Annotated in this window: 23 protein-coding genes; 13 read left to right on the top strand and 10 right to left on the bottom strand. The window is 71.4% G+C overall.

Translation table 11 applies throughout. The features are described from left to right. Positions 1-23 precede the first annotated feature (23 nt). Positions 24-848, top strand: a complete 825-nt coding sequence (locus tag ABCS02_RS16625) for a type IV toxin-antitoxin system AbiEi family antitoxin domain-containing protein (RefSeq protein WP_345836777.1) — start codon at positions 24-26, stop codon at positions 846-848. Between the two features lie 90 nt (positions 849-938). Here the strand turns inward: ABCS02_RS16625 and ABCS02_RS16620 are convergent, their stop codons facing one another. Together ABCS02_RS16620 and ABCS02_RS16615 are read right to left on the bottom strand one after the other, a co-directional pair. After that, positions 939-2,702, bottom strand: coding sequence for a biotin carboxylase N-terminal domain-containing protein (locus ABCS02_RS16620; protein ID WP_345836776.1), 1,764 nt, complete (start codon positions 2,700-2,702; stop codon positions 939-941). 102 nt (positions 2,703-2,804) lie between these two features. Then, entirely contained in the window at positions 2,805-3,440 is a 636-nt protein-coding gene (locus tag ABCS02_RS16615) for a nucleoside triphosphate pyrophosphatase (protein WP_345837331.1), read from the bottom strand. 24 nt (positions 3,441-3,464) lie between these two features. Between ABCS02_RS16615 and ABCS02_RS16610 the strand changes: the two genes are divergently transcribed. From ABCS02_RS16610 to ABCS02_RS16595, 4 genes are read left to right on the top strand one after another with little or no spacing between them, the layout of a single operon-like run. After that, on the top strand, positions 3,465-4,754 hold the full coding sequence (locus ABCS02_RS16610) for a TRAM domain-containing protein (protein ID WP_345836775.1): 1,290 nt from the start codon (positions 3,465-3,467) through the stop codon (positions 4,752-4,754). A 41-nt stretch (positions 4,755-4,795) separates the two neighbouring features. Then, on the top strand, positions 4,796-5,455 hold the full coding sequence (locus tag ABCS02_RS16605; RefSeq protein WP_345836774.1) for a response regulator transcription factor: 660 nt from the start codon (positions 4,796-4,798) through the stop codon (positions 5,453-5,455). After that, positions 5,442-6,722 carry an ATP-binding protein gene (locus ABCS02_RS16600; protein ID WP_345836773.1) on the top strand — a complete coding sequence of 427 codons (1,281 nt, stop codon included), beginning with the start codon at positions 5,442-5,444 and terminating at the stop codon, positions 6,720-6,722. Before ABCS02_RS16605 ends, ABCS02_RS16600 begins: the two co-directional genes overlap by 14 nt. Next, a complete protein-coding gene (locus tag ABCS02_RS16595; protein ID WP_345836772.1) occupies positions 6,719-7,753 on the top strand; it encodes a hypothetical protein in 1,035 nt (344 codons plus the stop codon). The genes ABCS02_RS16600 and ABCS02_RS16595 overlap by 4 nt, the downstream gene beginning before the upstream one ends. Before the next feature lie 420 nt (positions 7,754-8,173). On the opposite strand, the gene ABCS02_RS16590 is transcribed toward ABCS02_RS16595, so the two are convergent. Continuing rightward, positions 8,174-8,428, bottom strand: coding sequence for an acyl-CoA carboxylase epsilon subunit (locus tag ABCS02_RS16590; RefSeq protein WP_345836771.1), 255 nt, complete (start codon positions 8,426-8,428; stop codon positions 8,174-8,176). Then, positions 8,425-10,038 (bottom strand): acyl-CoA carboxylase subunit beta, encoded by a 1,614-nt coding sequence (locus ABCS02_RS16585; RefSeq protein ID WP_345836770.1) that lies wholly within the window; start codon positions 10,036-10,038, stop codon positions 8,425-8,427. The genes ABCS02_RS16590 and ABCS02_RS16585 overlap by 4 nt, the downstream gene beginning before the upstream one ends. A 76-nt stretch (positions 10,039-10,114) precedes the next feature. On the opposite strand from ABCS02_RS16585, the gene ABCS02_RS16580 reads away from it, so the two are divergent. Continuing rightward, positions 10,115-10,876 carry a biotin--[acetyl-CoA-carboxylase] ligase gene (locus ABCS02_RS16580; protein WP_345836769.1) on the top strand — a complete coding sequence of 254 codons (762 nt, stop codon included), beginning with the start codon at positions 10,115-10,117 and terminating at the stop codon, positions 10,874-10,876. A gap of 8 nt (positions 10,877-10,884) precedes the next feature. Next, positions 10,885-11,433, top strand: coding sequence for a PH domain-containing protein (locus ABCS02_RS16575; RefSeq protein ID WP_345836768.1), 549 nt, complete (start codon positions 10,885-10,887; stop codon positions 11,431-11,433). Here the strand turns inward: ABCS02_RS16575 and ABCS02_RS16570 are convergent. Further along, entirely contained in the window at positions 11,395-11,961 is a 567-nt protein-coding gene (locus tag ABCS02_RS16570; RefSeq protein WP_345836767.1) for a GtrA family protein, read from the bottom strand. The two genes, ABCS02_RS16575 and ABCS02_RS16570, sit on opposite strands and share 39 nt — an antisense overlap. A 68-nt stretch (positions 11,962-12,029) precedes the next feature. On the opposite strand from ABCS02_RS16570, the gene ABCS02_RS16565 reads away from it, so the two are divergent. The 4 genes from ABCS02_RS16565 (at position 12,030) to ABCS02_RS16550 (ending at position 16,477) form a co-directional block, all read left to right on the top strand. After that, entirely contained in the window at positions 12,030-13,220 is a 1,191-nt protein-coding gene (locus ABCS02_RS16565) for a 5-(carboxyamino)imidazole ribonucleotide synthase (protein ID WP_345837330.1), read from the top strand. Between the two features lie 80 nt (positions 13,221-13,300). Then, the gene (purE, locus tag ABCS02_RS16560) at positions 13,301-13,804 is read left to right on the top strand and encodes a 5-(carboxyamino)imidazole ribonucleotide mutase (RefSeq protein WP_345836766.1); all 504 of its coding nucleotides are present in this window, start codon (positions 13,301-13,303) and stop codon (positions 13,802-13,804) included. After that, entirely contained in the window at positions 13,801-15,159 is a 1,359-nt protein-coding gene (locus tag ABCS02_RS16555) for an LCP family protein (protein ID WP_345836765.1), read from the top strand. The genes purE and ABCS02_RS16555 overlap by 4 nt, the downstream gene beginning before the upstream one ends. A 112-nt stretch (positions 15,160-15,271) precedes the next feature. Then, on the top strand, positions 15,272-16,477 hold the full coding sequence (locus ABCS02_RS16550; protein WP_345836764.1) for an acyltransferase: 1,206 nt from the start codon (positions 15,272-15,274) through the stop codon (positions 16,475-16,477). 58 nt (positions 16,478-16,535) lie between these two features. Here ABCS02_RS16550 and ABCS02_RS16545 read toward each other — a convergent pair whose 3' ends face one another. From ABCS02_RS16545 to rfbB, 3 genes are read right to left on the bottom strand one after another with little or no spacing between them, the layout of a single operon-like run. Continuing rightward, positions 16,536-17,684: a glycosyltransferase family 1 protein gene (locus ABCS02_RS16545; protein ID WP_345836763.1), complete on the bottom strand. Its 1,149-nt coding sequence runs from the start codon at positions 17,682-17,684 to the stop codon at positions 16,536-16,538. Beyond that, complete coding sequence (gene rfbD / locus ABCS02_RS16540) at positions 17,656-18,543, bottom strand: dTDP-4-dehydrorhamnose reductase (RefSeq protein ID WP_345836762.1); 888 nt, start codon at positions 18,541-18,543, stop codon at positions 17,656-17,658. Before rfbD ends, ABCS02_RS16545 begins: the two co-directional genes overlap by 29 nt. Further along, positions 18,543-19,532 carry a dTDP-glucose 4,6-dehydratase gene (gene rfbB / locus ABCS02_RS16535; RefSeq protein WP_345836761.1) on the bottom strand — a complete coding sequence of 330 codons (990 nt, stop codon included), beginning with the start codon at positions 19,530-19,532 and terminating at the stop codon, positions 18,543-18,545. Before rfbB ends, rfbD begins: the two co-directional genes overlap by 1 nt. A 71-nt stretch (positions 19,533-19,603) precedes the next feature. On the opposite strand from rfbB, the gene rfbC reads away from it, so the two are divergent. Further along, positions 19,604-20,209, top strand: a complete 606-nt coding sequence (gene rfbC, locus ABCS02_RS16530; protein ID WP_345836760.1) for a dTDP-4-dehydrorhamnose 3,5-epimerase — start codon at positions 19,604-19,606, stop codon at positions 20,207-20,209. Positions 20,210-20,224: 15 nt separating this feature from the next. Continuing rightward, positions 20,225-21,088, top strand: a complete 864-nt coding sequence (gene rfbA / locus ABCS02_RS16525) for a glucose-1-phosphate thymidylyltransferase RfbA (RefSeq protein WP_345836759.1) — start codon at positions 20,225-20,227, stop codon at positions 21,086-21,088. Positions 21,089-21,107: 19 nt separating this feature from the next. On the opposite strand, the gene ABCS02_RS16520 is transcribed toward rfbA, so the two are convergent. Continuing rightward, a complete protein-coding gene (locus ABCS02_RS16520) occupies positions 21,108-21,974 on the bottom strand; it encodes a glycosyltransferase family 2 protein (protein WP_345836758.1) in 867 nt (288 codons plus the stop codon). A gap of 60 nt (positions 21,975-22,034) precedes the next feature. Continuing rightward, positions 22,035-22,892: a hypothetical protein gene (locus ABCS02_RS16515; RefSeq protein ID WP_345836757.1), complete on the bottom strand. Its 858-nt coding sequence runs from the start codon at positions 22,890-22,892 to the stop codon at positions 22,035-22,037. Between the last annotated feature and the right edge of the window lie 20 nt (positions 22,893-22,912).

Genomic DNA, 22,912 nt, shown 5'->3' with positions numbered 1-22,912 from the left:
CCGCGGATCAGCAGAGTGGGGGCATGAGTTGGCAGAGAGTGCTCCGTGAGCGGGGCGGGGCGGTGACGCGGCTGGAGCTGCGGAAGGCCGGAGTCGGTGATCGTGTGCTGGCCGCGGCGGTGGAGGACGGGCGTCTGGTCCGGCCGCGGCGCGGTGTCTACGCGCTTCCGGGGCTGCCCGCCGAGGGGCGCGCGGCCCTGGCGGCGGGCGGGAGGTTGTCGTGCGTGTCCGCGGCGCGGAGCTACGGACTGTGGGGAGGGCAGGACGGGCGGCTCCACCTGCGCGTGCATCCGCACGCCGGACGAACCGCCGACGACGCGGTACGTCACTGGGAGGCGCACGACGGCGGCGAGCTGTGGCGGGTGTCCCTGGCGGACTGCCTCCGCTCGGTGGTCGACTGCGCGGACGAGGAGACCGCCGTCGCCGTCCTCGACACCGCGCTCGCGGCGCGCCTGGTGACCATGATCGGGTTGCGGGGCGTGTTCGCGCGGAGCTCCGCAGCGGCCCGCGCGGTGGCGGCGTGCGCGCGCCCCGGCTCGGACTCGGGGGTGGAGTCCATCCTCCGCCAGCGACTGACCGCCCGCGGGCACGTCGTCGAACAGCAGGTCGCCGTCTCGGGCGTCGGACGAGTGGACGCGCGCGTCGACGGCGTGCTGTACGTCGAGATCGACGGGTTCGCGTTCCACAGCAGCAGGGAGGCGTTCGAGCGCGACCGGACGCGCGACACCGCGCTCGCGCTCCTCGGGTCGCGACGGCTCCGATTCCCCGCCAGGGACATACTTTCCGACGCGGACGCGGTCGTCTCCACGATCGAGGCCGTGTTGGCAACGGAGGAGATCAGGGCGTGAATCTCCCCGAAAGGCGGCTAACGGAGGAGATCGGGGCCCGGGGGAGGGGATCTCCTCCGTTGGCTGCGGGAGGGAGGAGGGAGAGGGGGGTTAGACGATGTTGAGGAGGAGGTGGCCGGAGGAGACGGTGTCGCCGACGGTGGCGTTGATGCCGGCGACGGTGCCGTCCTTGTGGGCCGTGAGGGGCTGCTCCATCTTCATGGCCTCCAGCACCAGCACCAGGTCGCCCTTGACGACCTCATCGCCGTCCGCGACCGCGACCTTCACGACGGTGGCCTGCATGGGCGCGGTCACCGAGTCGCCGGTCGCCGTGTCCACGGCGTGCGCGCCGGAGCGGCGGCGCGGGGCGGGAGCCGCGGCCTCCGCCGGGCCGCCGCCGGTGAGCAGGCGCGCGGGCAGCGACACCTCGATGCGCTTGCCCTCGACCTCGACCACGACGTTGCTGCGGCGCTCGGCCGCGCCGGCCTCGCCCAGCTCGCCCGACCACGGCTCGACGCCGCCGGCCCACTCGGTCTCGATCCAGCGGGTGTAGATCGAGAACGGCTCGCCGTCCTGCGGGGCGAAGGCGGGGTCGCGCACGATCGCACGGTGGAAGGGCAGCACGGTCGGCAGGCCGGCGACCTCGAACTCGTCCAGGGCGCGGCGGGAGCGCTCCAGCGCCTCGTCTCGGCTGGCGCCGGTCACGATGAGCTTGGCGAGCATCGAGTCGAACGCGCCGGAGATGACGTCGCCCGCCTGGATGCCGCTGTCCACGCGGACACCGGGGCCGCCCGGCGCCTTGAAGACGTGCACGGGGCCGGGGGAGGGGATGAAGTTGCGGCCGGCGTCCTCGCCGTTGATGCGGAACTCGAAGGAGTGGCCGCGCGGGGTCGGGTCCTCGTAGTCGAGCTCGCCGCCCTCGGCGAGGCGGAACTGCTCGCGCACGAGGTCGATGCCGGTGACCTCCTCGGAGACCGGGTGCTCGACCTGGAGACGGGTGTTGACCTCCAGGAACGACACCGTGCCGTCCTTGCCGATCAGGAACTCGCAGGTGCCGGCGCCCTGGTAGCCGACCTCCTTGAGGATGGCCTTGGACGCGCTGTAGAGCTTGTCGAGCTGCTCCGGGGTGAGGAACGGCGCGGGCGCCTCCTCCACCAGCTTCTGGTGGCGTCGCTGCAGCGAGCAGTCGCGGGTGGAGACCACGACGACGTTGCCGTAGGCGTCCGCGAGGCACTGGGTCTCGACGTGGCGCGGCTGGTCGAGGTACTTCTCCACGAAGCACTCGCCGCGGCCGAAGGCGGCGATGGCCTCGCGGGTCGCGGAGTCGAAGAGCTCGGCGACCTCGTCGCGGGTGCGGGCGACCTTGAGGCCGCGGCCGCCGCCGCCGAACGCCGCCTTGATGGCGACCGGGAGGCCGTACTGGTCGACGAAGTCGAGGACCTCGGCCGCGTCGGCGACCGGGTTGAGGGTGCCGGGGGCGAGCGGCGCGCCCACCTTCTCGGCGACGTGCCGGGCCGACACCTTGTCGCCGAGGCGCTCGATGGCCTCCGGAGACGGGCCGATCCAGGTCAGGCCGGCCGCGATGACGGCGCGGGCGAAGTCGGCGTTCTCGGCGAGGAAGCCGTAGCCGGGGTGCACGGCGTCTGCGCCTGAACGGCGGGCGACCGAGAGGATCTTGTCGATGACCAGGTAGGTCTCGGCGCTCGTCGTGCCCTCGAGGGCGTACGCCTCGTCGGCGAGCCGTACGTGCAGGGCGTCGCGATCCTGGTCGGCGTAGACGGCGACGGAGGCGATTCCGCTGTCCTTCGCGGCACGGATGACGCGGACGGCGATCTCGCCTCGGTTGGCGATGAGGACCTTCGAGATACGGGGCACAATTCCCTAGCCTATGCCGGGAGCGGGACCAGCTTTTGGACGATCCTCACAAAAAAGCATTCCCAACGCTTCAGAGAGTCGACAAATGCTGCTGGATCCGGATCAGGCCCGGTTCCACAGCTCCGTCCACTCGACGCCCAGCCGGCGCACGAGGTCGCGCAGCGTCGACAGCGACAGTCCCACGACGGTGCTCGGGTCGCCCTCCACGCGGGTGATGAACGGCCCGCCGAGGCTGTCGATGGTGAAGGCGCCCGCGACCTCCAGCGGCTCGTCGCTCGCCACGTACGCGTCGATCTCGGCGTCGGAGACATCGGCGAAGGTGACGGAGGCCACCGCGGCCGCGCCGACCGCGCCGTTCTCGCGCCCGTCGCGGTGGTCGATCAGCCAGTGCCCAGAGTGGAGCATGCCGGTGCGGCCGCGCTGCTGCAGCCAGCGCTCGCGTGCGACCTCCGCCAGGTGCGGCTTGCCGTGGATGTGCCCGTCGATCGCGAACGCCGAGTCGCCGCCGAGGATCAGGCCGTCGATCGGCGCCCCGTCCAGCGTGCCGCGCACGGCCTCCGCCTTGAGCCGCGCGAGCAGCTGCACCATCGCATGCGGCGACAGCGGCCCGTGCTCGGCCTCCGCCGCCGCGACGGCCGCGGGCTCGTCCACGTGCGACGGCACCACGATCGGTTCGACGCCGGCGGCGCGCAGCAGCGCGAGGCGGGCGGGGGAGGTGGAGGCGAGGTAGAGGCGCATGGTCACCTGTGGGATGCTCGAAGGATGCCCCAGAAGGACGAGGTCGAACTCGACATTATCAACGTCGCGCACGGCGGCGTGTTCGTCGCCCGCCACGAGGGCCGCGTGGTCTTCGTGCCCGACACCATCCCGGGGGAGCGGGTCCGCGCGCGGATCGCCGACCAGGCGCACGACCGGTTCTGGCGTGCGGAGCTCGTGGAGGTGCTGGAGCCCGCGGCCGAGCGGCGCGAGCACGTCTGGGGCGCGGCGGCGCTGAGCCGGCCGCCGGAGCGGCGCGCGGGCGGCGCGGAGTTCGGCCACATCCGGCTGGACCACCAGCGCGAGCTCAAGCGGCGCGTGATCGTGGACGCCCTCCAGCGCACGGCGAAGCTCGACGCGGCCGCCATCGAGGCGCTCGGCGCGGGCTCCGGCCCCGTCGTGGAGGCCGTGGCCGGCGAGACCGACGACGGCACCGGCTGGCGCACGCGCGTCCGGCTCCAGGTCGGCGAGGACGGCGCGATCGGGCCGTACGCCGCCCGCAGCCACACCATCGTCACGGTCACCGACCTCCCGCTGGCGACGGCGGCCGTCGAGGAGTCGGCCCCGTTCGGCCAGCGCTTCTCCGGAGCGGAGTCCGTCGACGTCGTCGCGACCGGCAGCGGCGCGACCCACGTGCTGGTCAACGACCTCCCGGAGCGGCGGGGCAAGCGGCTGGTCCGGCCGCGTCGCCGTCCGGTGCCGATCCGCGAGCGGGTGGGCGAGCGCGAGTTCCGGCTCGACGCGCGCGGCTTCTGGCAGGTGCACCGTCAGGCGGCGGCGACCCTCACGGAGGCCGTCCGCTCCGCGGTGGACGAGGCGCTGTTCGACCCGCGCGCGGCGAACCTCGACCTCTACGGCGGCGTCGGCCTCCTCGCCGCGGCGCTGGGCGACCGGTTCGGCTCCACGCTCCGCATCACCTCGGTCGAGTCCGACGAGGCCGCGACCGACGACGCCGCGGAGAACCTGGCCGAGTGGGTCGGCGCGAGCGCCGTGACCGCCCGGGTGGAGCGCTTCGTCACCGGCCTGGCCGCGGAGGCCACCGCGACCGAGCGCGCACGGCAGCGCGCGGCCACCGTCGTGCTCGACCCGCCGCGCTCCGGCGCCGGCCGGGAGGTCGTCGACGCCGTCGCCGCGATGCGTCCGGCCCAGATCGTCTACGTCGCCTGCGACCCGGTCGCCCTCGCGCGCGACGTCGCCTACTTCGCCGAGCGCGGCTACCCGCTGCGCACGCTGCGGGCCTTCGACCTGTTCCCGAACACCCACCATGTGGAGGCCGTCGCCACGCTGACTCCGTGATCCGACCGGAATACATGTACCCGCACACTACGATGGTCAGCATGGTGCGAGTGGCAATCGTCGACGATCACGAGTCCGTGCGGCTCGGGCTCAAAGCGGCCTGTCAGGACGCGGGCTACGAAGTGGTGGTCACCGCGGCGACGGTGGACGACTTCGTCCAGCAGCTCGGCACGCAGGAGTGCGACGTCGTCGTGCTCGACCTGTCGCTCGGTGACGGCTCCAAGGTGACCGACAACGTCAAGCGCGCGCAGGCGACCGGCGCCGCCGTGCTCGTCCACAGCATCGCCGACCGGGTCGCCAGCGTGCGCGAGGCGCTCGCCGCGGGCGCCGCCGGCGTCATCCCGAAGTCCTCGCCGACCACGACGGTCATGAACGCGATCGAGACGGTCGCGCGCGGCGACGTGCTCAACAACCTGGAGTGGGCCACCGCGATCGACGCGGACAGCGACTTCGCCAAGGCCCAGCTCGGCCGCCGGGAGCGCGACGTGCTCCACCTCTACGCGTCCGGCCTGCCGCTCAAGGCGGTCGCCGCCCAGCTCGGCATCGCCAACTCGACGGCGCGCGAGTACCTCGACCGCATCCGCGTGAAGTACGTGGAAGTCGGCCGTCCTGCCCCGACGAAGGTGGACCTCCTCCGCCGCGCGGTCGAGGACGGCATCCTGCCCGGGCTCGACCCCGACACGGGCAATGAGCGCGCCTAGCGTCCCGCGCTCCGCCGCCGGAGCACCCCGCGAGTCGGCCAAGCCGCGCAACCCGCTCAGCAGAGCCAGGATCGAACGCATCTCCGACCGCACGGTGTCGGCGTTCGGCCTCGTCTTCGGGCTGCAGACCTTCCCGACCGCGCTCGGGCAGCTCGGCGCCCTGCGCAGTCCGTGGGGCGTCATCGTCCTGGTCCTGATCTTCGGCGGCCTCGCGTTGACCGTGCTGCTGGCGATCTTCGCGCAGCGCGTCGTCAAGGTCACGATGGGCGTGCTGTCGGTCGTGTACTTCGCCGCGATCGTCACCTGGCCGCTGCTCGCCGCCGACCCGAAGGCGTTCACCTCGGACAAGCCGTGGGTCTGGTTCCTCTGCTCGGTCTTCACCGCGTTCGCCGCCGTCGCCTACCCGCTCTGGCTGGCCATCGCCTACACGATCGTGACCCCGATCGCCTACGGCGTCGTCCGCGCGCTGCCCGCGGGCGGGGGAGTCGGCGCGGAGCTGGCGGGGCTCGACGCGGTCTACGCGATCATCCTCGGCGGCGTCATCCTCGCCATCATCGCGATGATGCGGCAGGCGGCGACCGCCGTCGACGTCGCGCAGAGCCAGGCGCTCGCCAAGTACGGCAACGCGGTGCGCCAGCACGCGACGGAGGTGGAGCGCGTGCAGGTCGACGCGATCGTCCACGACAGCGTGCTGACCACGCTGCTGTCCGCCGCGAGCGCCCGCACGCAGGAGCAGAAGGACCTCGCTGCTCGGATGGCCGCCGACGCGATCGGCCACCTGCACGCCGCGGAGGCGTCCGGCCCGGAGGACCAGACCCAGGTCGGCGTCGAGCAGCTCTCCGACCGGCTGGTGACGGCCGCGCGGGCGTTCTCGTCGCCGTTCGAGGTGGACGCGCGCGACCACGACGAGTTGCACAGCCTCCCGGTCAACGTCGCGGAGGCCGTCTACTCGGCGGCCGTGCAGGCGATGGTCAACAGCATGCAGCACGCCGGCGGCGACGAGGTGCGGCGCAGCGTGGTCGTCCGCGGCGGCGAGCACGGCGCGGCGGTCCGAGTGATCGTGACCGACGACGGCCGCGGCTTCGACGCCGACGAGGTCCCCGCCGAGCGGCTGGGCCTGCGGGTGAGCATCCGCGAGCGGCTGGCGAAGGTCGGAGGCCGCGCGAGCGTCGTCTCAGCGCCCGGCGAGGGCACGACGGTCACCATCGTCTGGCCCGCGGCCGAGCGCACCTCGGTCGTGGAGCGCGAGCAGGAGGCCGCAGGATGATCACCCTCAACCGCGTGCTGTTCCTCGGCCTCGGAGCGCTCTTCTCGGCCTACCACCTGTTCCTCGGGCTGTCGTCGCTGTCCATCCCCGGCACCCCAGGCCCGGCGATCGTCGCGATGGCGCTGTACGCGGTCGCGACCGTGATCAGCCTGTGGCCGACGAGCCCGACCAAGATGCCGTTGTGGCTGGCAGCGTTCGACCTCGCCGTCTGCGTGGTCATCCCGATCCTGGTCACCAGCGAGCTGAACCCGGCCAAGGACAACGGCTACGCGACCTGGTACGTCGCGGCGGTGGGCACGCTGATGACGATCGCAGCCGTGCGCCGCCAGCAGTTCGTCGCGTGGGTCGGTGTCGGCTTCCTGGCGGTGCAGACGGTGGTCTGGGCCGGACCGGGCGCGCTCGCCGGGCTGGGTGTCATCGGCTCGGTCGTCTGGGTCGGCGTCGCCGTCGTCATCTCCGGCTCGCTCGCCAAGGCCGGCCGCGACGCCCTCCAGTTCGCGCGGGCGGAGCGGGAGGCCACCGAGTGGCAGGCCGCGCAGGAGGCGCACGTCATGGAGCGCCAGCTGCGCCTGCGGCAGACCTATCGGGTGGCCGCGCCGATGCTCGCGGAGATCGTGCGCCGTGGCGGCGACCTCACCGAGGCGGAGCGGCGCGAGTGCCGCTATTTGGAGGGCGCCATCCGCGACGAGATCCGCGGTCGCCGCCTGCTCAACGACGACGTGCGCCGGGAGGTCATGGACGCCCGCCGCCGCGGCGTGGTCGTGAGCCTGCTCGACGAGGGCGGCATCGACGACCTCGACCAGTCCGGGCTGGAGACGGTCCTGCGCCGGCTCGCGGATGCCATCCGCGGCACGACGACGGACAAGCTGATCGTGCGCACGGTGCCCCGGTCGTCCAAGACCGCCGTGACGGTCGTCGGCTTGCGGATGTCCGACGACGGCGCCGCCAACGCGCTGGGAGCGGACTCGGAGGACGACGAGGTCGACCTCTGGCTGGAGATCCCGCGCCCACTCGTGGTCGCCGCCTCCTGATCACCCGCCGAAGGGCACGTTGTTGTCACTTTCGGCGCCCCGAAGTGACAACAACGTGCCCCTCGGCGACGGGAGACGTGGGCTTTAACGGATGAAAGGGGCCGACACCCGAATTTGTCGGCCCCTTTTCAAACCCCGAGTCAGGACGACAACCCGAATATCGTCCTGACTCGCCCCCAAAACACTCGCCCGCTTACCCTAGTCGGCGAGTGATTGGCGGTGTAACTCACGAGGAGAGACACCTAGCAATAACAATATTGTCGGCACGGGCGATAAATACATAGTCGTCATTTTGGGGGACCCCAGGGGGACAGTTTCCGGGCCGCGCGGAGCGTGCGTGGCGGATTGCCGCGTGTCCCCGATGTGGGGGACACCCCGGTCGGGGTACAAAACCGATTTCGGGGTACGGCCGCCCGGGAGTCAGCCAGCGAATGAGCGCCACACCCCGGGACCCGGGGTGAGCGGTTCCCGGAGGCCGCGCTGGGTGCGCTCCCAGCCGTCCGGTCCGTGTTGCGGCCGGGCGTCCCGTGCCGCAGCAGCGGCCTCCGCCGCGGCCGTCGCGAGCACGGCGGTGACGGCCGCGATCTCCTCCGGGGTCACGCCCTTCGTGAGGAATCGCAGCTGCGACGGGTCGAGCGGGGACGGGCCGGCCGACGCTGCGTGCGCGCCGCTCACAGCGGGATGTTCCCGTGCTTCTTCGGCGGCAGCGACGCCCGCTTGGTGCGCAGCGCCCGCAGTGCCTTGATGACCGAGATGCGCGTGGCGGCCGGCTGGATCACCCCGTCCAGCTCACCGCGCTCGGCGGCGAGGAACGGGCTGGCGACGTTGTAGGTGTACTCGCTGGCGAGCCGGGCGCGCACGGCGGCGACGTCCTCGCCGGCCTCCTCCGCGCGCTTGATCTCGCCGCGGTACAGGATGTTGACCGCGCCCTGGCCGCCCATGACCGCGATCTCGGCCGTCGGCCAGGCGAGGTTCATGTCGGCGCCGAGCTGCTTGGAGCCCATGACGATGTAGGCGCCGCCGTAGGCCTTGCGGGTGATGATCGTCACCAGCGGCACGGTGGCCTCCGCGTAGGCGTAGAGCAGCTTCGCGCCGCGCCGGATGACGCCGGTCCACTCCTGGTCGGTGCCGGGCAGGTAGCCGGGCACGTCCACGAGGGTGAGGATCGGGATGCTGAACGCGTCGCAGAAGCGCACGAACCGCGACGCCTTCTCGCCCGCGTCGATGTTGAGCGTGCCGGCCATCGAGCTGGGCTGGTTGGCGACGATGCCGACCGAGCGGCCCTCCACGCGGGCGAAGCCGATCACGATGTTGGGCGCGAACAGCGGCTGGATCTCCAGGAACTCGCCGTCGTCGACGATCCCCTCGATGATCGTGGTCACGTCGTACGGCTGGTTGGGGGAGTCCGGGATGATCGTGTCGAGCCGGCGGTCGGCATCGGTGATCTCCAGCTCGGGCTCCGCCTCGAACACCGGCAGCTCCGCCAGGTTGTTCTGCGGCAGGTAGCTGAGCAGGGTGCGCGCGTAGTCGAGCGCGTCCTCCTCGTCGCTGGCGAGGTAGTGCGAGACGCCGGAGATCTTGTTGTGGGTGAGCGCGCCGCCGAGCTCCTCGAAGCCGACGTCCTCGCCGGTGACGGTCTTGATCACGTCGGGGCCGGTGACGAACATGTGGCTCGACTTGTCGACCATGATCACGAAGTCGGTGAGCGCGGGGGAGTAGACCGCGCCGCCGGCCGCCGGGCCCATCACGATGGAGATCTGCGGGATGACGCCGGAGGCGGCGGTGTTGCGGCGGAAGATCTCGCCGTATTTGCCGAGCGCGACGACGCCCTCCTGGATGCGCGCGCCGCCGGAGTCGAGGATGCCGATCATCGGCACGCCGGTCTTGAGCGCGTGGTCCATGACCTTGATGATCTTCTCGCCCGCGACCTCGCCGAGGCTGCCGCCGAAGATGGTGAAGTCCTGGCTGAAGACCGCGACGTTGCGGCCGTGGATGGTGCCGACGCCGGTCACCACCGCGTCGCCGTACGGCCGCTTGGCCTCCATGCCGAACGCGTGGGTGCGGTGGCGGACGAACTCGTCGAACTCAACGAACGACCCGTGGTCGAGGAGCAGGTCGATGCGCTCGCGGGCGGTCAGCTTGCCCTTCGCGTGCTGCTTCTCGATCGCGGCCTGGCCGCTCGCGGTCACGGCCTCGTGGAACCGCTCCTTGAGGTCGGCGAGCTTGCCGGCGGTCGTGAAGGGATCGGGGCTCTGACGTGCTTCGGTGTCGGTCACGCCGTTCACTCTACCTGCCAGCCGATTAGCGATGCCGTCTACGGATTCCTACAAATCCGAGGGCGTTCGCTGGCAGAATTGAGCAATGAGCTTCCGTCGCAGCCGGGCTGTCGTCCCCGTCCTCGAGGTGCTGCCGGAGGCGGCGTCCACCAACGACGTGCTGCAGGCGCGCGCCGGTGACCTGCCCGACCTCGCCGTCGTCGTGACCGACAACCAGACGGGCGGCCGCGGCCGGCTGGGCCGGGTCTGGGTCTCGCCTCCAGGCAAGTCGCTGGCCATCTCGGTGCTGCTGCGCCCGGAGGGCCTCGCTCCGGAAGCGCTGGGCTGGTTCCCGCTGCTCGCCGGGGTCGCGATGAGCCGAGCGCTCTCGGGCTTCACGAGCCGGGAGGTCGCGGTCAAGTGGCCGAACGACGTGCTGATCGACGAGGCCAAGGTGTGCGGCATCCTGTCGGAGCTGCTGCCGGGCATGGACGGCGTGATCGTCGGCGCCGGGGTGAACCTGACGCTAGAGCACGACGAGCTGCCCACCCCGACCTCCACCTCGCTCGCCCTGGCCGGAGCGACGGACGTCGACCCGGACGCCGTGCTCGCGGCGTACCTCACCCAGCTCAGCGTGCTCTACCGCGAGTTCGTGGCCGCGGGCGGCGACCCGGTGCGCAGCGCTCTGCGCGACGAGGTCGTGGAGGCCTGCCACACGATCGGCCGCTCGGTGCGCGTCGAGCTCCCCGGCGGCGACGTGCTGTTGGGCACCGCGACGTCGATCGACGAGTCCGGACGGCTGATCGTGGACTCGGATGACGGTCCCACGGCGGTGGCGGCGGGCGACGTGACGCACCTGCGGTATTAATGGGATACATGAGCAGCACGCCGGAGGGTACGCCCGCGCCACCTCCCGAGCGGGTCATCGCCCGCCTGCGGTCGAACGCGCGCGCGATGTTCTGGCCGAGCCTGGCGCTGATCGCCGCGGCGGGCGGCGTCGGCTTCTTCGCCGGACGCGTCTCCGAGGTGTGGGAGGTCGTGCTGCTGTGGAGCGCGGCGGCCGCCGTCGTCCTCCTGCTGTTCCTGCTCCCGCTCGCCGTCTGGCTGAGCCGGCGCTACACGATCACGACGCGCCGGCTGATCATCCGGCACGGCTTCTTCGTGCGGGTGCGCCAGGAGCTGCTGCACAGCCGCGGCTACGACGTCGCGGTGCGGCGCTCGTGGCTGCAGAGCATGTTCCGCTCCGGGGACGTGCTGATCAACTCCGGCCTCGACCACCCGGTCGTGCTGCGGGACGTGCCGAAGGCCGATCAGGTGCAGCGCGCGCTGAGCGAGCTGATGGAGCGCACGCAGACCGTCGTGGCGGTGCGCCGTCAGCAGTCGGAGTCAGTCTCCGACGAGACCACTGTCTGGGGTTCGCGCTAGCGTTGAGCCCGTCGTGGTGGCCGGCTCCGGCGTGACGACGGCCGTGGTGGTCCCGGCCTTCGCCTTCGTCTTCTCGGCGCGCACCGGGGAGAACACCCACCAGCGGTAGAGCGCGAAGCGGAACAGCATGCCGACCGCGAGTCCGACGACGTTCGCCGAGATGTTGTCGGCGACCGGGCCCACCATGCCGAGCAGGTAGTGCGACACCCACACGCACAGCAGCGGGATGCCGGTGCCGGTGGCGAGGCTGACGGCGAAGAACTCGACGCCCTCCCGGGCGGCGTTGTCCTGGCGCTGGCCGGAGAACGCCCAGTAGCGGTTGCCGATCCAGTTCGTCAGGATGGCGATGACCGTCGCGATGATCGTCGCGTAGATCGTCCGGTGCTCCACGTTGCGCAGCACGATCAGCAGCATCACGTTGAAGACGACGAGGTTGACCCCGAAGCCGACGGCGCCCACCGCGCCGAACTTGATCAGCTGCGGGAGGAAGCGCCCCGTGCGGTGCGCTGTGGTCGTCTCGGTCGTCATGCTCCAGCCTGGCTATGCGGGAAGATAGGAGTGCGTTCGCCACATTACGCGGCCCGGGTGTCCGGTATCTGGGAGTTGCCCGCGCACCGTGTGAAGAGTATCGAGGAGAGACATCGGAGATGGCCAGGAACAAAGTCGGTGTGATCGGCGGCGGACAGCTGGCCAGGATGATGATCCCTCCCGCGGTGGAGCTCGGCATCGACATCCGCGTGCTGGAGGAGGCCGAGGGGATGAGCGCCGACCTGGCCGCGACCGGCGTCGGCGACTACCGCGACCTCGACACGGTGCTCGCGTTCGCCGAGACGGTGGACGTCGTGACCTTCGACCACGAGCACGTGCCTCCGGCGATCCTGCGTGAGCTGGTCGGCCGCGGCATCCCGGTGCACCCCGGCCCCGACGCGCTGCTCTACGCGCAGGACAAGCTGCAGATGCGCGCCAAGCTCAGCGAGCTGGGCCTCCCGGTGCCGGACTGGGCGGCGGTGGAGTCCGCCGACGAGCTCGGCGTGTTCCTCGCCGACCACGGCGGCCGCGCGGTCGTGAAGACGGCGCGCGGCGGGTACGACGGCAAGGGCGTCCGCGTGGTGTCGGAGGCCTCCGGCGCCGACGACTGGTTCCTCGCGCTCGCCGAGGACGGCCGCGGCGGCGCGCTGCTGGTCGAGGAGCTGGTGGACTTCCGCCGCGAGCTGGCGCAGCTCGTCGCGCGGCGCCCGTCCGGCGAGATCGCCGCGTGGCCGGTCGTGGAGACGGTGCAGCGCGACGGCGTCTGCGCCGAGGTGATCGCCCCGGCGCCCGGCTCGGTCGGCCGTGTGGCGCAGGCCTCCGCCGACATCGCCCGCCACGTCGCGGAGGGTCTCGGCGTCACGGGGGTGCTCGCGGTGGAGCTGTTCGAGACGACCGACGGCCGGGTGCTGATCAACGAGCTGGCCATGCGCCCGCACAACAGCGGCCACTGGTCGATCGAGGGCGCGGTCACCGGCCAGTTCGAGCAGCACCTGCGCGCGGTCCTCGACCTCCCGCTCGGCTCGACGGCGCCGCGCGAGGAGTGGTCGGTGATGGTCAACATCCTGGGCGGCCCCGCCGAGGGGACGCTGCAGGACCGCTACCCGGCGGCGCTGGCGGCGCATCCGGAGGCCAAGTTCCACGGCTACGGCAAGGCGCCGCGGCCGGGGCGCAAGGTCGGCCACGTCACCGTGAGCGGCGACGACCTGGACGACGTGGCCTACCGCGCCCGCGCGGCGGCCTCCTTCTTCGAGGGCTGAGCCCGGATTCGTCCCGAATCTCCGTCCCTCGCGGCGGGCCTAACCCACCCACGCCGCGCGCCGCACCTATCCTGGGTCGCATGCCCGCACAGTCCCAGCCCGTCGTGTCCGTGATCATGGGCTCCGACTCCGACTGGTCGGTGATGGAGGAGGCCTCGAAGGTGCTCACCGAGTTCGGTGTGGCGCACGAGGTCGAGGTCGTCTCCGCGCACCGCACGCCCGAGAAGATGATCGCCTTCGGCAAGGAGGCGGCCGGCCGGGGTGTGCGCGTCATCATCGCCGGAGCCGGCGGCGCCGCGCACCTGCCCGGGATGATCGCGGCCGTCACCACCCTCCCCGTCGTCGGCGTGCCGGTGCCGCTCGCGCGGCTGGACGGCCTGGACTCGCTGCTGTCGATCGTGCAGATGCCCGCAGGCGTCCCCGTCGCGACTGTGTCCATCGGCGGCGCCCGCAACGCCGGGCTGCTCGCCGTCAAGATCCTCGCCACCTCCGACCCGGAGCTGTCCGCCGCTCTTGCGCGCTTCGCCGCCGACCTCGAGGCGAGCGTGGAGGAGAAGAACCGGGCGCTGCAGTCGCGGCTATGAGTTCGCGGACCCCGCTGCGGAACCCCGACGCGTCGTCGCCGGGGGAGATGACCGCGCGCGGATGGTGGCTCGTCGGCCTCAACATCCTGCTCCCCGGAACGCCCCAGCTCGTCGCGGGCAACCGCGCCCTCGGACGCGTGGGGATCTACGCGACCCTGGCGCTGTGGCTGCTCGGGCTCGTGGCGCTGATCCTGGTGATCGCGTCCCCGTCGTCGCTGTACACGTTCGCGACCCAGGCGGGCAGCCTCACCGTCGTCCAGATCCTGCTCATCGCGTACGCCGTGCTGTGGGTGGTGCTCACCCTCGACACGCTGCGGCTCGTCCGGCTGATCAAGGCGCGGGCGAAGATGCGCGGCTGGATCGCCGCGTTCTCCGTCCTGGTGCTGGTCGGGCTGGCCGGCACCGCGGCCTACGGCTCGGCGGTCGCCGGCTCGGCGCGCGGCGCTCTCGGCGACATCTTCGCCGACGGCGCCCCCGTCGCACCGGTGGACGGCCGCTACAACATCATGCTGCTCGGCGGCGACGCCGGGCCCGACCGGCAGGGGCTGCGCCCGGACAGCATGTCGATCGTCAGCATCGACGCGAGCACCGGGAAGGCCGTCACGATCGGCCTGCCGCGCGACCTGAACCCGGTGCCGTTCTCCCCGAAATCGCCGCTGCGGGCCGTCTACCCGGACGGCTACGGCTACCACGACAAGTGCGACGTCGACGTCTGCCAGCTCAACTCCATCTACACCGAGGTCGAGCTCTACAAGTCCGGCCTGTACCCGAACGCGAAGAAGCAGCAGAGCGAGCCGGGGATCGAGGCGATGCGCGACGCGCTGGAAGGCGCGACCGGACTGACCATCCAGTACTACGTGCTCATCGACATGCAGGGCTTCGCCGACCTGATCGACGCGCTCGGCGGGGTCGACATCACGGTGACCGAGAAGGTGCCGATCGGCGGCGACGAGAACCTGAACGGCGTCGTGGAGTGGATCCAGCCCGGCGAGCACCACATGGACGGCTACCACGCCCAGTGGTACGCGCGGGCACGGCACGGCACCAGCGACTACGACCGGATGGCGCGCCAGCGGCAGCTGCAGGACGCGATCCTCAAGCAGTTCAACCCGCTCAACGTCGTCACCAAGTTCCAGGACATCGCCCACGCCGGCGCGCAGGTGATGAAGACCGACATCCCGCAGTCGATGCTCGGCTACTTCGTCGACCTCGGCATGAAGACGCGCGCGCAGCCCGTCGACAAACTGGAGCTCGTGCCTCCCGCGATCGACCCGACGAAGCCGGACTACACGCAGATCCGCCAGCTCGTGAAGACGGCGCTGACGCCGTCGACGCCCACGCCGTCCGGCCACTGAGCCCACCCGTCCCAGCTGACCCCTGAACAGGTCACAGGAACCACCCAGCGCCCGCCGGTACCGTCGCCCGCCTATGACGGGTACAGGTGGAAGTGTGGACCAGAAGACGCGGATGAACAGCAGTGCACGCCTGACAGCCCTCGACGGACTCCGGGGGCTCGCGGCGGTCGTCGTCGTCTTCCACCACGCCCTCTACACCAACCCGGAGTTCCCCGGGGCCCCGGGCGGCGGCCACGCCCCAGCCGGGTCCTTCATGTGGTGGATCAGCTACACGCCGCTCAAGCTGGCCTCCGCCGGCGTGGAGTCGGTGATCGTGTTCTTCGTGCTGTCCGGGCTGGTGGTGACGCTGCCCGCGGTGCGCCGGCGCGGCTTCGACTGGGTCGCCTACTTCCCGCGCCGCGTGGTGCGGCTGATGGTGCCGGTCGCGGCGTCGGTCGTGCTCGCCGCGGCGTGGGTGGCCGCCATCCCGCAGGTCAGCACCCAGCCGAGCGGGACATGGCTCAGCAACTCCTCGACCCCGAACTTCTCGTGGGAGTACATCGTCAAGGCGATCGACCTGCTCGGCGGCGACGGCCAGATCAACAACCCGCTGTGGTCGCTGCGCTGGGAGCTCGCGTTCTCGCTGCTGCTGCCGGTGTTCGCGATCGCGGCGCTCGCCGTGCGCAGGTGGTGGATCGGCGGCCTGGCGCTGGCCTGCGCGCTGACCTGGCTGGGCGCGCACGCCGGATCGGGGGAGCTGCAGTACTTCCCGGCGTTCTTCGTCGGCGCGATCATCGCCGTGCGGCTCGACGTGGTCCGCGACGCCGCCGCGCGGATCAACACCCGCTGGTTCCGGCACCCGCTGTGGGCCGGGCTCACGGTCGGCAGCGCGCTGCTGCTCATCGCGCCGTGGCTGATCGGCCCGGGCGTGGGGAGCATCCCGGAGCTCGACAACGTGCTGAAGGGGCTGCTCCCGCTGGCGGCGGCCGGCCTCGTGGTCGCCGCGATCGGCTGGACCCCGCTGCGTGCGGTGTTCGAGTCGCGTCCGCTGCAGTTCCTCGGCGCGATCTCGTTCAGCCTGTACCTGGTGCACGTGCCGATCATCCTGTTCAGCACGTACCTGTTCGCCGGGCAGGCCTGGTATGTGCCGCTGCTGTTCGCCGTGCCGCTGGCGGGGCTGGTCGCGGTCGGCTTCACCTGGCTGATCGAGAAGCGCAGCCACGGCTGGTCGAAGGCCGCCGGCGAGTGGGCTTCCGCGCGCTATCGCGCCTGGTTCGGCCCCGAGCCCACTGAGCGCGTCGAGCACGCCGAGCACGCGGAGCGCGCCGCCACCCGCTGACATTCGGCACGAATGGCGGCTTTCACCGGCGCATTCGCGCCATTCGGCACGAATCGCGTCAGAGGTCGGCGTGCAGCTGCCAGACGCGCTCGGCGGAGTCGCGCCAGCTGAAGGCGCGGGCGCGGTCGGAGGCGAGCACGCCCAGGCGGCTGCGCAGCTCCGCCTCGTCGAGCACGCGGCCGATCGCGCCGGCGAGGCGCTCGCTGTAGCCGGCGTCGTCCTCGGCGGAGGCCGGCCGCTCCACGACCAGGCTCGCGCCGGCGGCGACCTCCACCAGGGCGGGGTCGTCGGAGTGGATGACCGGGAGGCCGAACTTGAACGCCTCCACGATCGGCAGGCCGAAGCCCTCGGCGAGGCTCGGGTAGACGAACAGGGTTGCCCGGTCGAGCACGACCGCGAGGTCGGCGTCGTCCAGACGCCCCAGCGCGCGCACGCGGTCCTCCGGCAGGCCCGCCGCGGCGGCCACACCGGTCGCCGTGCCGTCGCCGTAGCGGTCCGGGCCGGCGATGAGCAGCGGGATGTCGTGGGCCTCAGGCCGCGCGATGGCGCGGATGAGCGGCGCGATGCCCTTGCGGGGCATGATCGAGCCGAGCGTGAACGCGTAGACCGGCGGCAGGCCGAGCCGGGCGGCGCGCTCGTCGGCGTCGGCCGGGAGCCGCAGCGTCGTCGCGGGGGCGCCGCCGATGACCCGGATGCGGTCGCCGAAGTCGAGGGAGTCCGCGAGGCTGTTCGCGACTGCGTGCGTGGGGACGACGATCGCATCGGCGTGCTTGCGGGCGCGCTTGGCCATCGACTTCGTCCACATCACCGTCGCGGTGCCGAGCGACTCGGGATGCGTCCAGGCGAGGGTGTCGTGGATCGTCACGGCGACCTGGTCGCCGTTGTTCAGGGTGTCGTGCTTGCGCAGCGGAGCGAGGAGGCTCGGCGCGTGCACCATCCCGCGGACGCCGCCCACGGCGATGCCCGACTGCCAGGCCAGCGAGAGCTCGCGGCGGGCGAGCGGCAGCCGCACCAGGTCGGCGAGCCCGGGGAGGGCGGCGCGCAACTCGGCGAGCTGCTCGTCGGGGACGTTGGACACGTACGCGCGCACTTCGCAGCCTGCGGGTGCGGTGGCGATCAGCTGACGGGTCAGCTCCTCGGTGTACCGGCGGGCTCCGCCGGTCTCGGCCGAGGTGAGCTCATCGACCACCACGCTGAGTGTCGTCATTCGTCTCCAGGTCCAGGACTCCCTGCCGTGCGGCGTCTGCCAGGGCGGCCTCCCACGACCGCATCGGCGCCAGTCCGGCCTTCGCCCATGCCCCGTGCGCGAGCACGGAATAGGACGGTCGGGGTGCGGGACGGACGAACGTCGCGCTGTCGGTCGGTGTGACCCTATCAGGGTTCAATCCGGCCGCGCTGAAGACCGCCTTCGCGAACTCGAACCAGCTCGCCTGGCCCGAGTTCGTGCCGTGGTAGACCCCGGCGGGAGCGTCGGACTCCAGGAGGGAGACGATCTGTTCGGCGAGGTCGCCGGTCCACGTCGGCTGGCCGAGCTGGTCGGCGACGACGCTCACCGTCTCGTGGCTGCCGGCGAGCTTCACCATCGTCTTGGCGAAGTTCGGGCCGCCCGCGCCGTAGAGCCACGCGGTGCGCACGACGTACGTGCCGTCCGGGTGGGCGGCGAGCGCGAGCTCCTCGCCGGCCGCCTTGGTGCGGCCGTAGGCGTTGATCGGGTCGCGCACGGTGTCCTCGGCGTACGGCTCGGTGGCGTGGCCGTCGAACACGTAGTCGGTGGAGACGGTCACGTACCGGGCGCCGGCCTGCGCGGCGGCGACGGCGAGGTTCTCGGTGCCGAGCGCGTTGATCGCGTAGGCCTCGTCCTCGTGCGTCTCGGCGTCGTCCACCTTGGTGTAGGCCGAGGCGTTGACGACGGCGTCGTGGCCGGCGGCCGCGGCGACGGCCGCCTCACGGTCGGTCACGTCGAGCCCGGCGCGGCCGAGCGCCGTCACCTCGTGCCCGTGCGCGGCCAGCGCCTTCTGCAGGTCCTGGCCGAGCTGTCCGTTCGCTCCGGCGACGAGGACGCGCATCAGTTGTCCAGCGCGGCGCGGGCCTTGAGCGGCTCCCACCAGTCGCGGTTGTCGCGGTACCACTGCACGACGTCGGCGAGGCCCTGCTGGAACGGGACCAGCGGCTCGTAGCCGAGCTCGCTCTGGATCTTGGAGATGTCGACCGAGTAGCGCAGGTCATGGCCGAGGCGGTCGGCGACGCGGTCGACGTACGACCAGTCCTTGCCGGTGGCGTCGAGCAGCAGCTGGGTGAGCTCCTTGTTGGTGAGCTCGGTGCCGCCGCCGATGTTGTAGATCTCGCCCGCGCGGCCGTTGACGAGCACCATCGCGATGCCGCGGGTGTGGTCGTCGACGTGCAGCCAGTCGCGGATGTTGTTGCCCTCGCCGTAGAGCGGGACGTGCTTGTCGTCGATCAGGTTGGTGACGAAAAGCGGGATGACCTTCTCGGGGAAGTGGTACGGGCCGTAGTTGTTCGAGCAGCGCGTGATCGACAGATTCAGCCCGTGCGTGCGGAAGTAGCTGCGGGCGAGGAGGTCGCTGCCGGCCTTCGACGCCGAGTACGGGGAGTTCGGCTCCAGCGGGCGGTCCTCCGCCCACGAGCCCTCCGCGATCGAGCCGTAGACCTCGTCGGTGGACACGTGCACGAAGCGCTCGACCTTGTTGCGCAGGGCGGCGTCGAGCAGCTGCTGCGTGCCGAGGACGTTGGTCTCCACGAAGATCGACGCGTCGCGCACCGAGCGGTCGACGTGCGACTCGGCGGCGAAGTGCACCACGGCGTCGATCGTCGGGAACAGCTCGTCCAGCAGGCCGCCGTCGCGGATGTCGCCCTTGACGAAGGTGTAGCGCGGGGAGTCCGCGACCGGGGCGAGGTTCGCCAGGTTGCCCGAGTAGGTCAGTGCGTCGAGGACGACGACCTCGGCGCCCTCCAGGCCCGGGTAGGCGTCCTGCAGGGTGCGGCGGACGAAGTTGGAGCCGATGAACCCGGCGCCACCGGTGACGAGAATCTTCATGCGGATGGGCTGCTTTCTGTCGGTGAACCGGCGTCGAGTCTACCGTGAGGCCCCGTTGGTAGACTCCACGGGTGCAGATCCGAGAACTTTCGATCCCCGACGCCTACGAGATCACCCCGGTGCAGCACGCGGACGACCGCGGCCTGTTCTTCGAGTTCTACCGGTTCGACCGGTTGGAGGAGGCGGTGGGTCACTCGCTCGACCTCAAGCAGGGCAACACCTCGGTGTCGCGCCGAGGCTCGGTCCGGGGCATCCACTTCGCCGACATCCCGCCGAGCCAGGCCAAGTACGTGATGGCGCCTCGCGGCGCCGTGCTCGACTTCGTCATCGACATCCGCGTCGGCTCGCCGACGTTCGGCCAGTGGGACTCCGTGCTGCTGGACGACACCGACCGCCGCGCCATCTACGTGGCGGAGGGCCTCGGCCACTGCTTCGTCGCGCTGACCGACGACGCGACCGTGAGCTACCTGGTGACCGACGTGTACAACCCGGGACGTGAGCACGGGATCAACCCGCTCGACGGCGACATCGCCCTCGGTTTCCCCCTGCCGGCGGACGACCTCCTGCTCTCCGCCAAGGACACCGACGCCCCCGGCCTCCTGCAGGCGAAAGACAGCGGACTGCTCCCCACCTGGGATGCTGCGCGCGCCTTCTACGCCTCGCTGAACGACAAGTAAGGACGACCCCACACCATGCGCGGAATCATCCTCGCCGGCGGCTCCGGCACCCGGCTCTGGCCCATCACCAAGGGCATCTCCAAGCAGCTCATGCCCATCTACGACAAGCCGATGGTCTACTACCCGCTGTCGACGCTGATGATGGCGGGGATCAACGAGATCCTCATCATCACCACGCCCGAGTACAACGAGCAGTTCCGCGCCCTCTTCGGCGACGGCTCGCAGCTCGGCATCCGGCTGGAGTACGCGGTGCAGCCGTCGCCGGACGGGCTCGCGCAGGCGTTCATCATCGGCGAGGAGTTCATCGGCGACGAGTCGGTCGCGCTCGTCCTCGGCGACAACATCTTCCACGGCACCGGCCTCGGCTCGTCGCTGCGGCAGCACAACGACATCGACGGCGCCCTGATCTTCGCCTACCAGGTGAGCGACCCGACCGCGTACGGCGTGGTCGAGTTCGACGACAACTTCACCGCGCTCTCCATCGAGGAGAAGCCGGTCAGGCCCAAGAGCAAGTACGCCGTCCCCGGCCTGTACTTCTACGACAACTCTGTCGTCGAGATCGCCAAGACCATCGAGCCCAGCGCGCGCGGCGAGCTGGAGATCTCGACGGTCAACGAGCGCTACCTGGAGTCCGGCAACCTGCAGGTCCAGGTGCTCGACCGCGGAACCGCGTGGCTCGACACCGGGACATTCGAGTCGATGATGCAGGCGTCGGAGTACGTGCGCGTGATCGAGGACCGGCAGGGCTTCAAGGTCGGCTGCGTCGAGGAGGTCGCCTGGCGGGCGGGCTGGATCGACGACCAGCGTCTCGCCGAGCTCGCCGCGCCGCTGGTGAAGAGCGGCTACGGCCAGTACCTCATGCGGCTGCTGGAGGGCTGACGCCCACCCCCGCCGACGCCTACGCTGCCCGGCGGGTGAGGTAGGCGGCGCGCAGGTCCAGGCCCAGCCGGAGGATCCAGCGCAGCGGCGCCAGCAGCGGGCCGGAGTACTTGCGGCTCAGGTAGCGGTAGGCGCTGTCGTGATGCGCGCGGATCATCTTGGCGGACTCCGTGGTCGTGGAGTGCGCCCCGGAGTGGACGACGCTGGTCGTCGGCAGGAAGAGCCGCTTCCAGCCCGCCTTGGCGAGCCGGTAGCCGAGGTCGACGTCCTCGAAGTACATGAAGTACCCCTCGTCGAACCCGCCGAGCTGGTCGAACGCGGACCGGCGGACCAGCACGCACGACCCGGACAGCCAGTCGACCGTGCGCGGCTCCAGCGAGCCGTCGCGGTGCGACAGGTACCGGCGGCTCCACGGGTTGCCCGGCCAGAGCGAGAAGAACACCGCGTGGCCGATCCCGGTCCGCAGCGACGGGAAGGAGCGCGCGGACGGGTACGGCGTGCCGTCCACGTTGAGCACGCGGGGGCCGACGGCGCCGAGCTCCGGGCGGTCCTCCAGCGTCTGCACGAGGACGCGGACGGTGTCCGGGGAGAGCCGCACGTCCGGGTTGGACACCAGGATGTAGCGGACCTCGTCCGGCAGGGCCGCCGCGGCCGCGTTGACGGCGCCGCCGTAGCCGCGGTTCTCGCCCACCTCCACGACCGTCGCGTTGTGCGCGGCCGCGATGGCCCTGGTCGCCTCCAGGTCGGCCGACAGGTTGTCCGCGATGTAGGTGTGCGGTGCGAGCTCGCCGCTGTCGACGGAGTCGAGGAAGCCGCCGAGCTCGCCGCTCGAGTTGTAGCTGACGGTGACGACGGCGGTCGCGCGGGAGGGGACGGGTGAGGACATCGCCCTCCAGCATAGATCGACAGCCTGCGAGGACCGGTGCGCGGGCGCGGAGGCCGGCGGCTACAGCACCGCCGCCGCGAGCTCCTCGCCGATGCGCTGCGGGGTGGTGCGCGAGCGGATGCCGGCCATCGTTGCCAGCGCCCGGCGCCAGCGCGGACCGCCGAAGTCGGACTCGGCCTCGGCGAGGGCGTCGAGGATCTGCTGCTCCGAGACCGGGGCGTCGATCAGGTACGGGTAGTCGCCGCCGAGCCAGCGGACGGCCTCCTGCTGGTCGCGCTGGATGAGCACCGGCGCGCCGCAGTGGGCTGCGGTGAAGCCCTTGAGGAACGGCTTGTAGTGGTCGAGCTCGCGGTGCAGGCGCACGGCGTAGTGGAACGAGTAGTCGCCGACCCGCGCGAGCCAGCCGGCGTCCTCGCGCGAGGTGTCGATCGGGACGACGTCGACGGTCTCCTCGATCCGCGGGGTGAGCACGGCGTTGATGCTCTCGCCGAAGTAGCCGGCGCGGAACGTGTCGCGCGGCGGCTGCGTCGTGTCGAGCCGCGGGTCGACGTGGTGGTTGACCAGGGCGACCCGGGTGCCGGGGTAGGCGCGGCCGTACTCCTCGAACGCGGTCAGCGAGCTCGCGACGAGGACGTCCGCGAACCGGGCGGTGGTGCCGGGCGGCAGCTCGTCCACCGGGTCGAACAGGAGCCGGTTGCCGTGGCGCACGAGCTCGTCGAGCTGCGCCGGGGTCGCGAGCTTCAGGGCGCCCTTGGTGAGGAAGACGGTCGAGTTGCGCACGCGGGAACCGAGGGCCTTGACGTGCACGCTGTGCCGGCTGAGCTGGTCGCGCGCGAGGTCGGCGAGTTGGAAGCCCCGCATCACCGTCGAGCCGGCTCCTCGGAACGGCTCGGCGTAGAGGAATACCAGGCGGGGCATGCGACAACCCTACAGTGGCC

Source organism: Microbacterium sp. X-17 (assembly GCF_039615055.1).
This window is presented reverse-complemented; position numbering and strand designations above follow the sequence as displayed.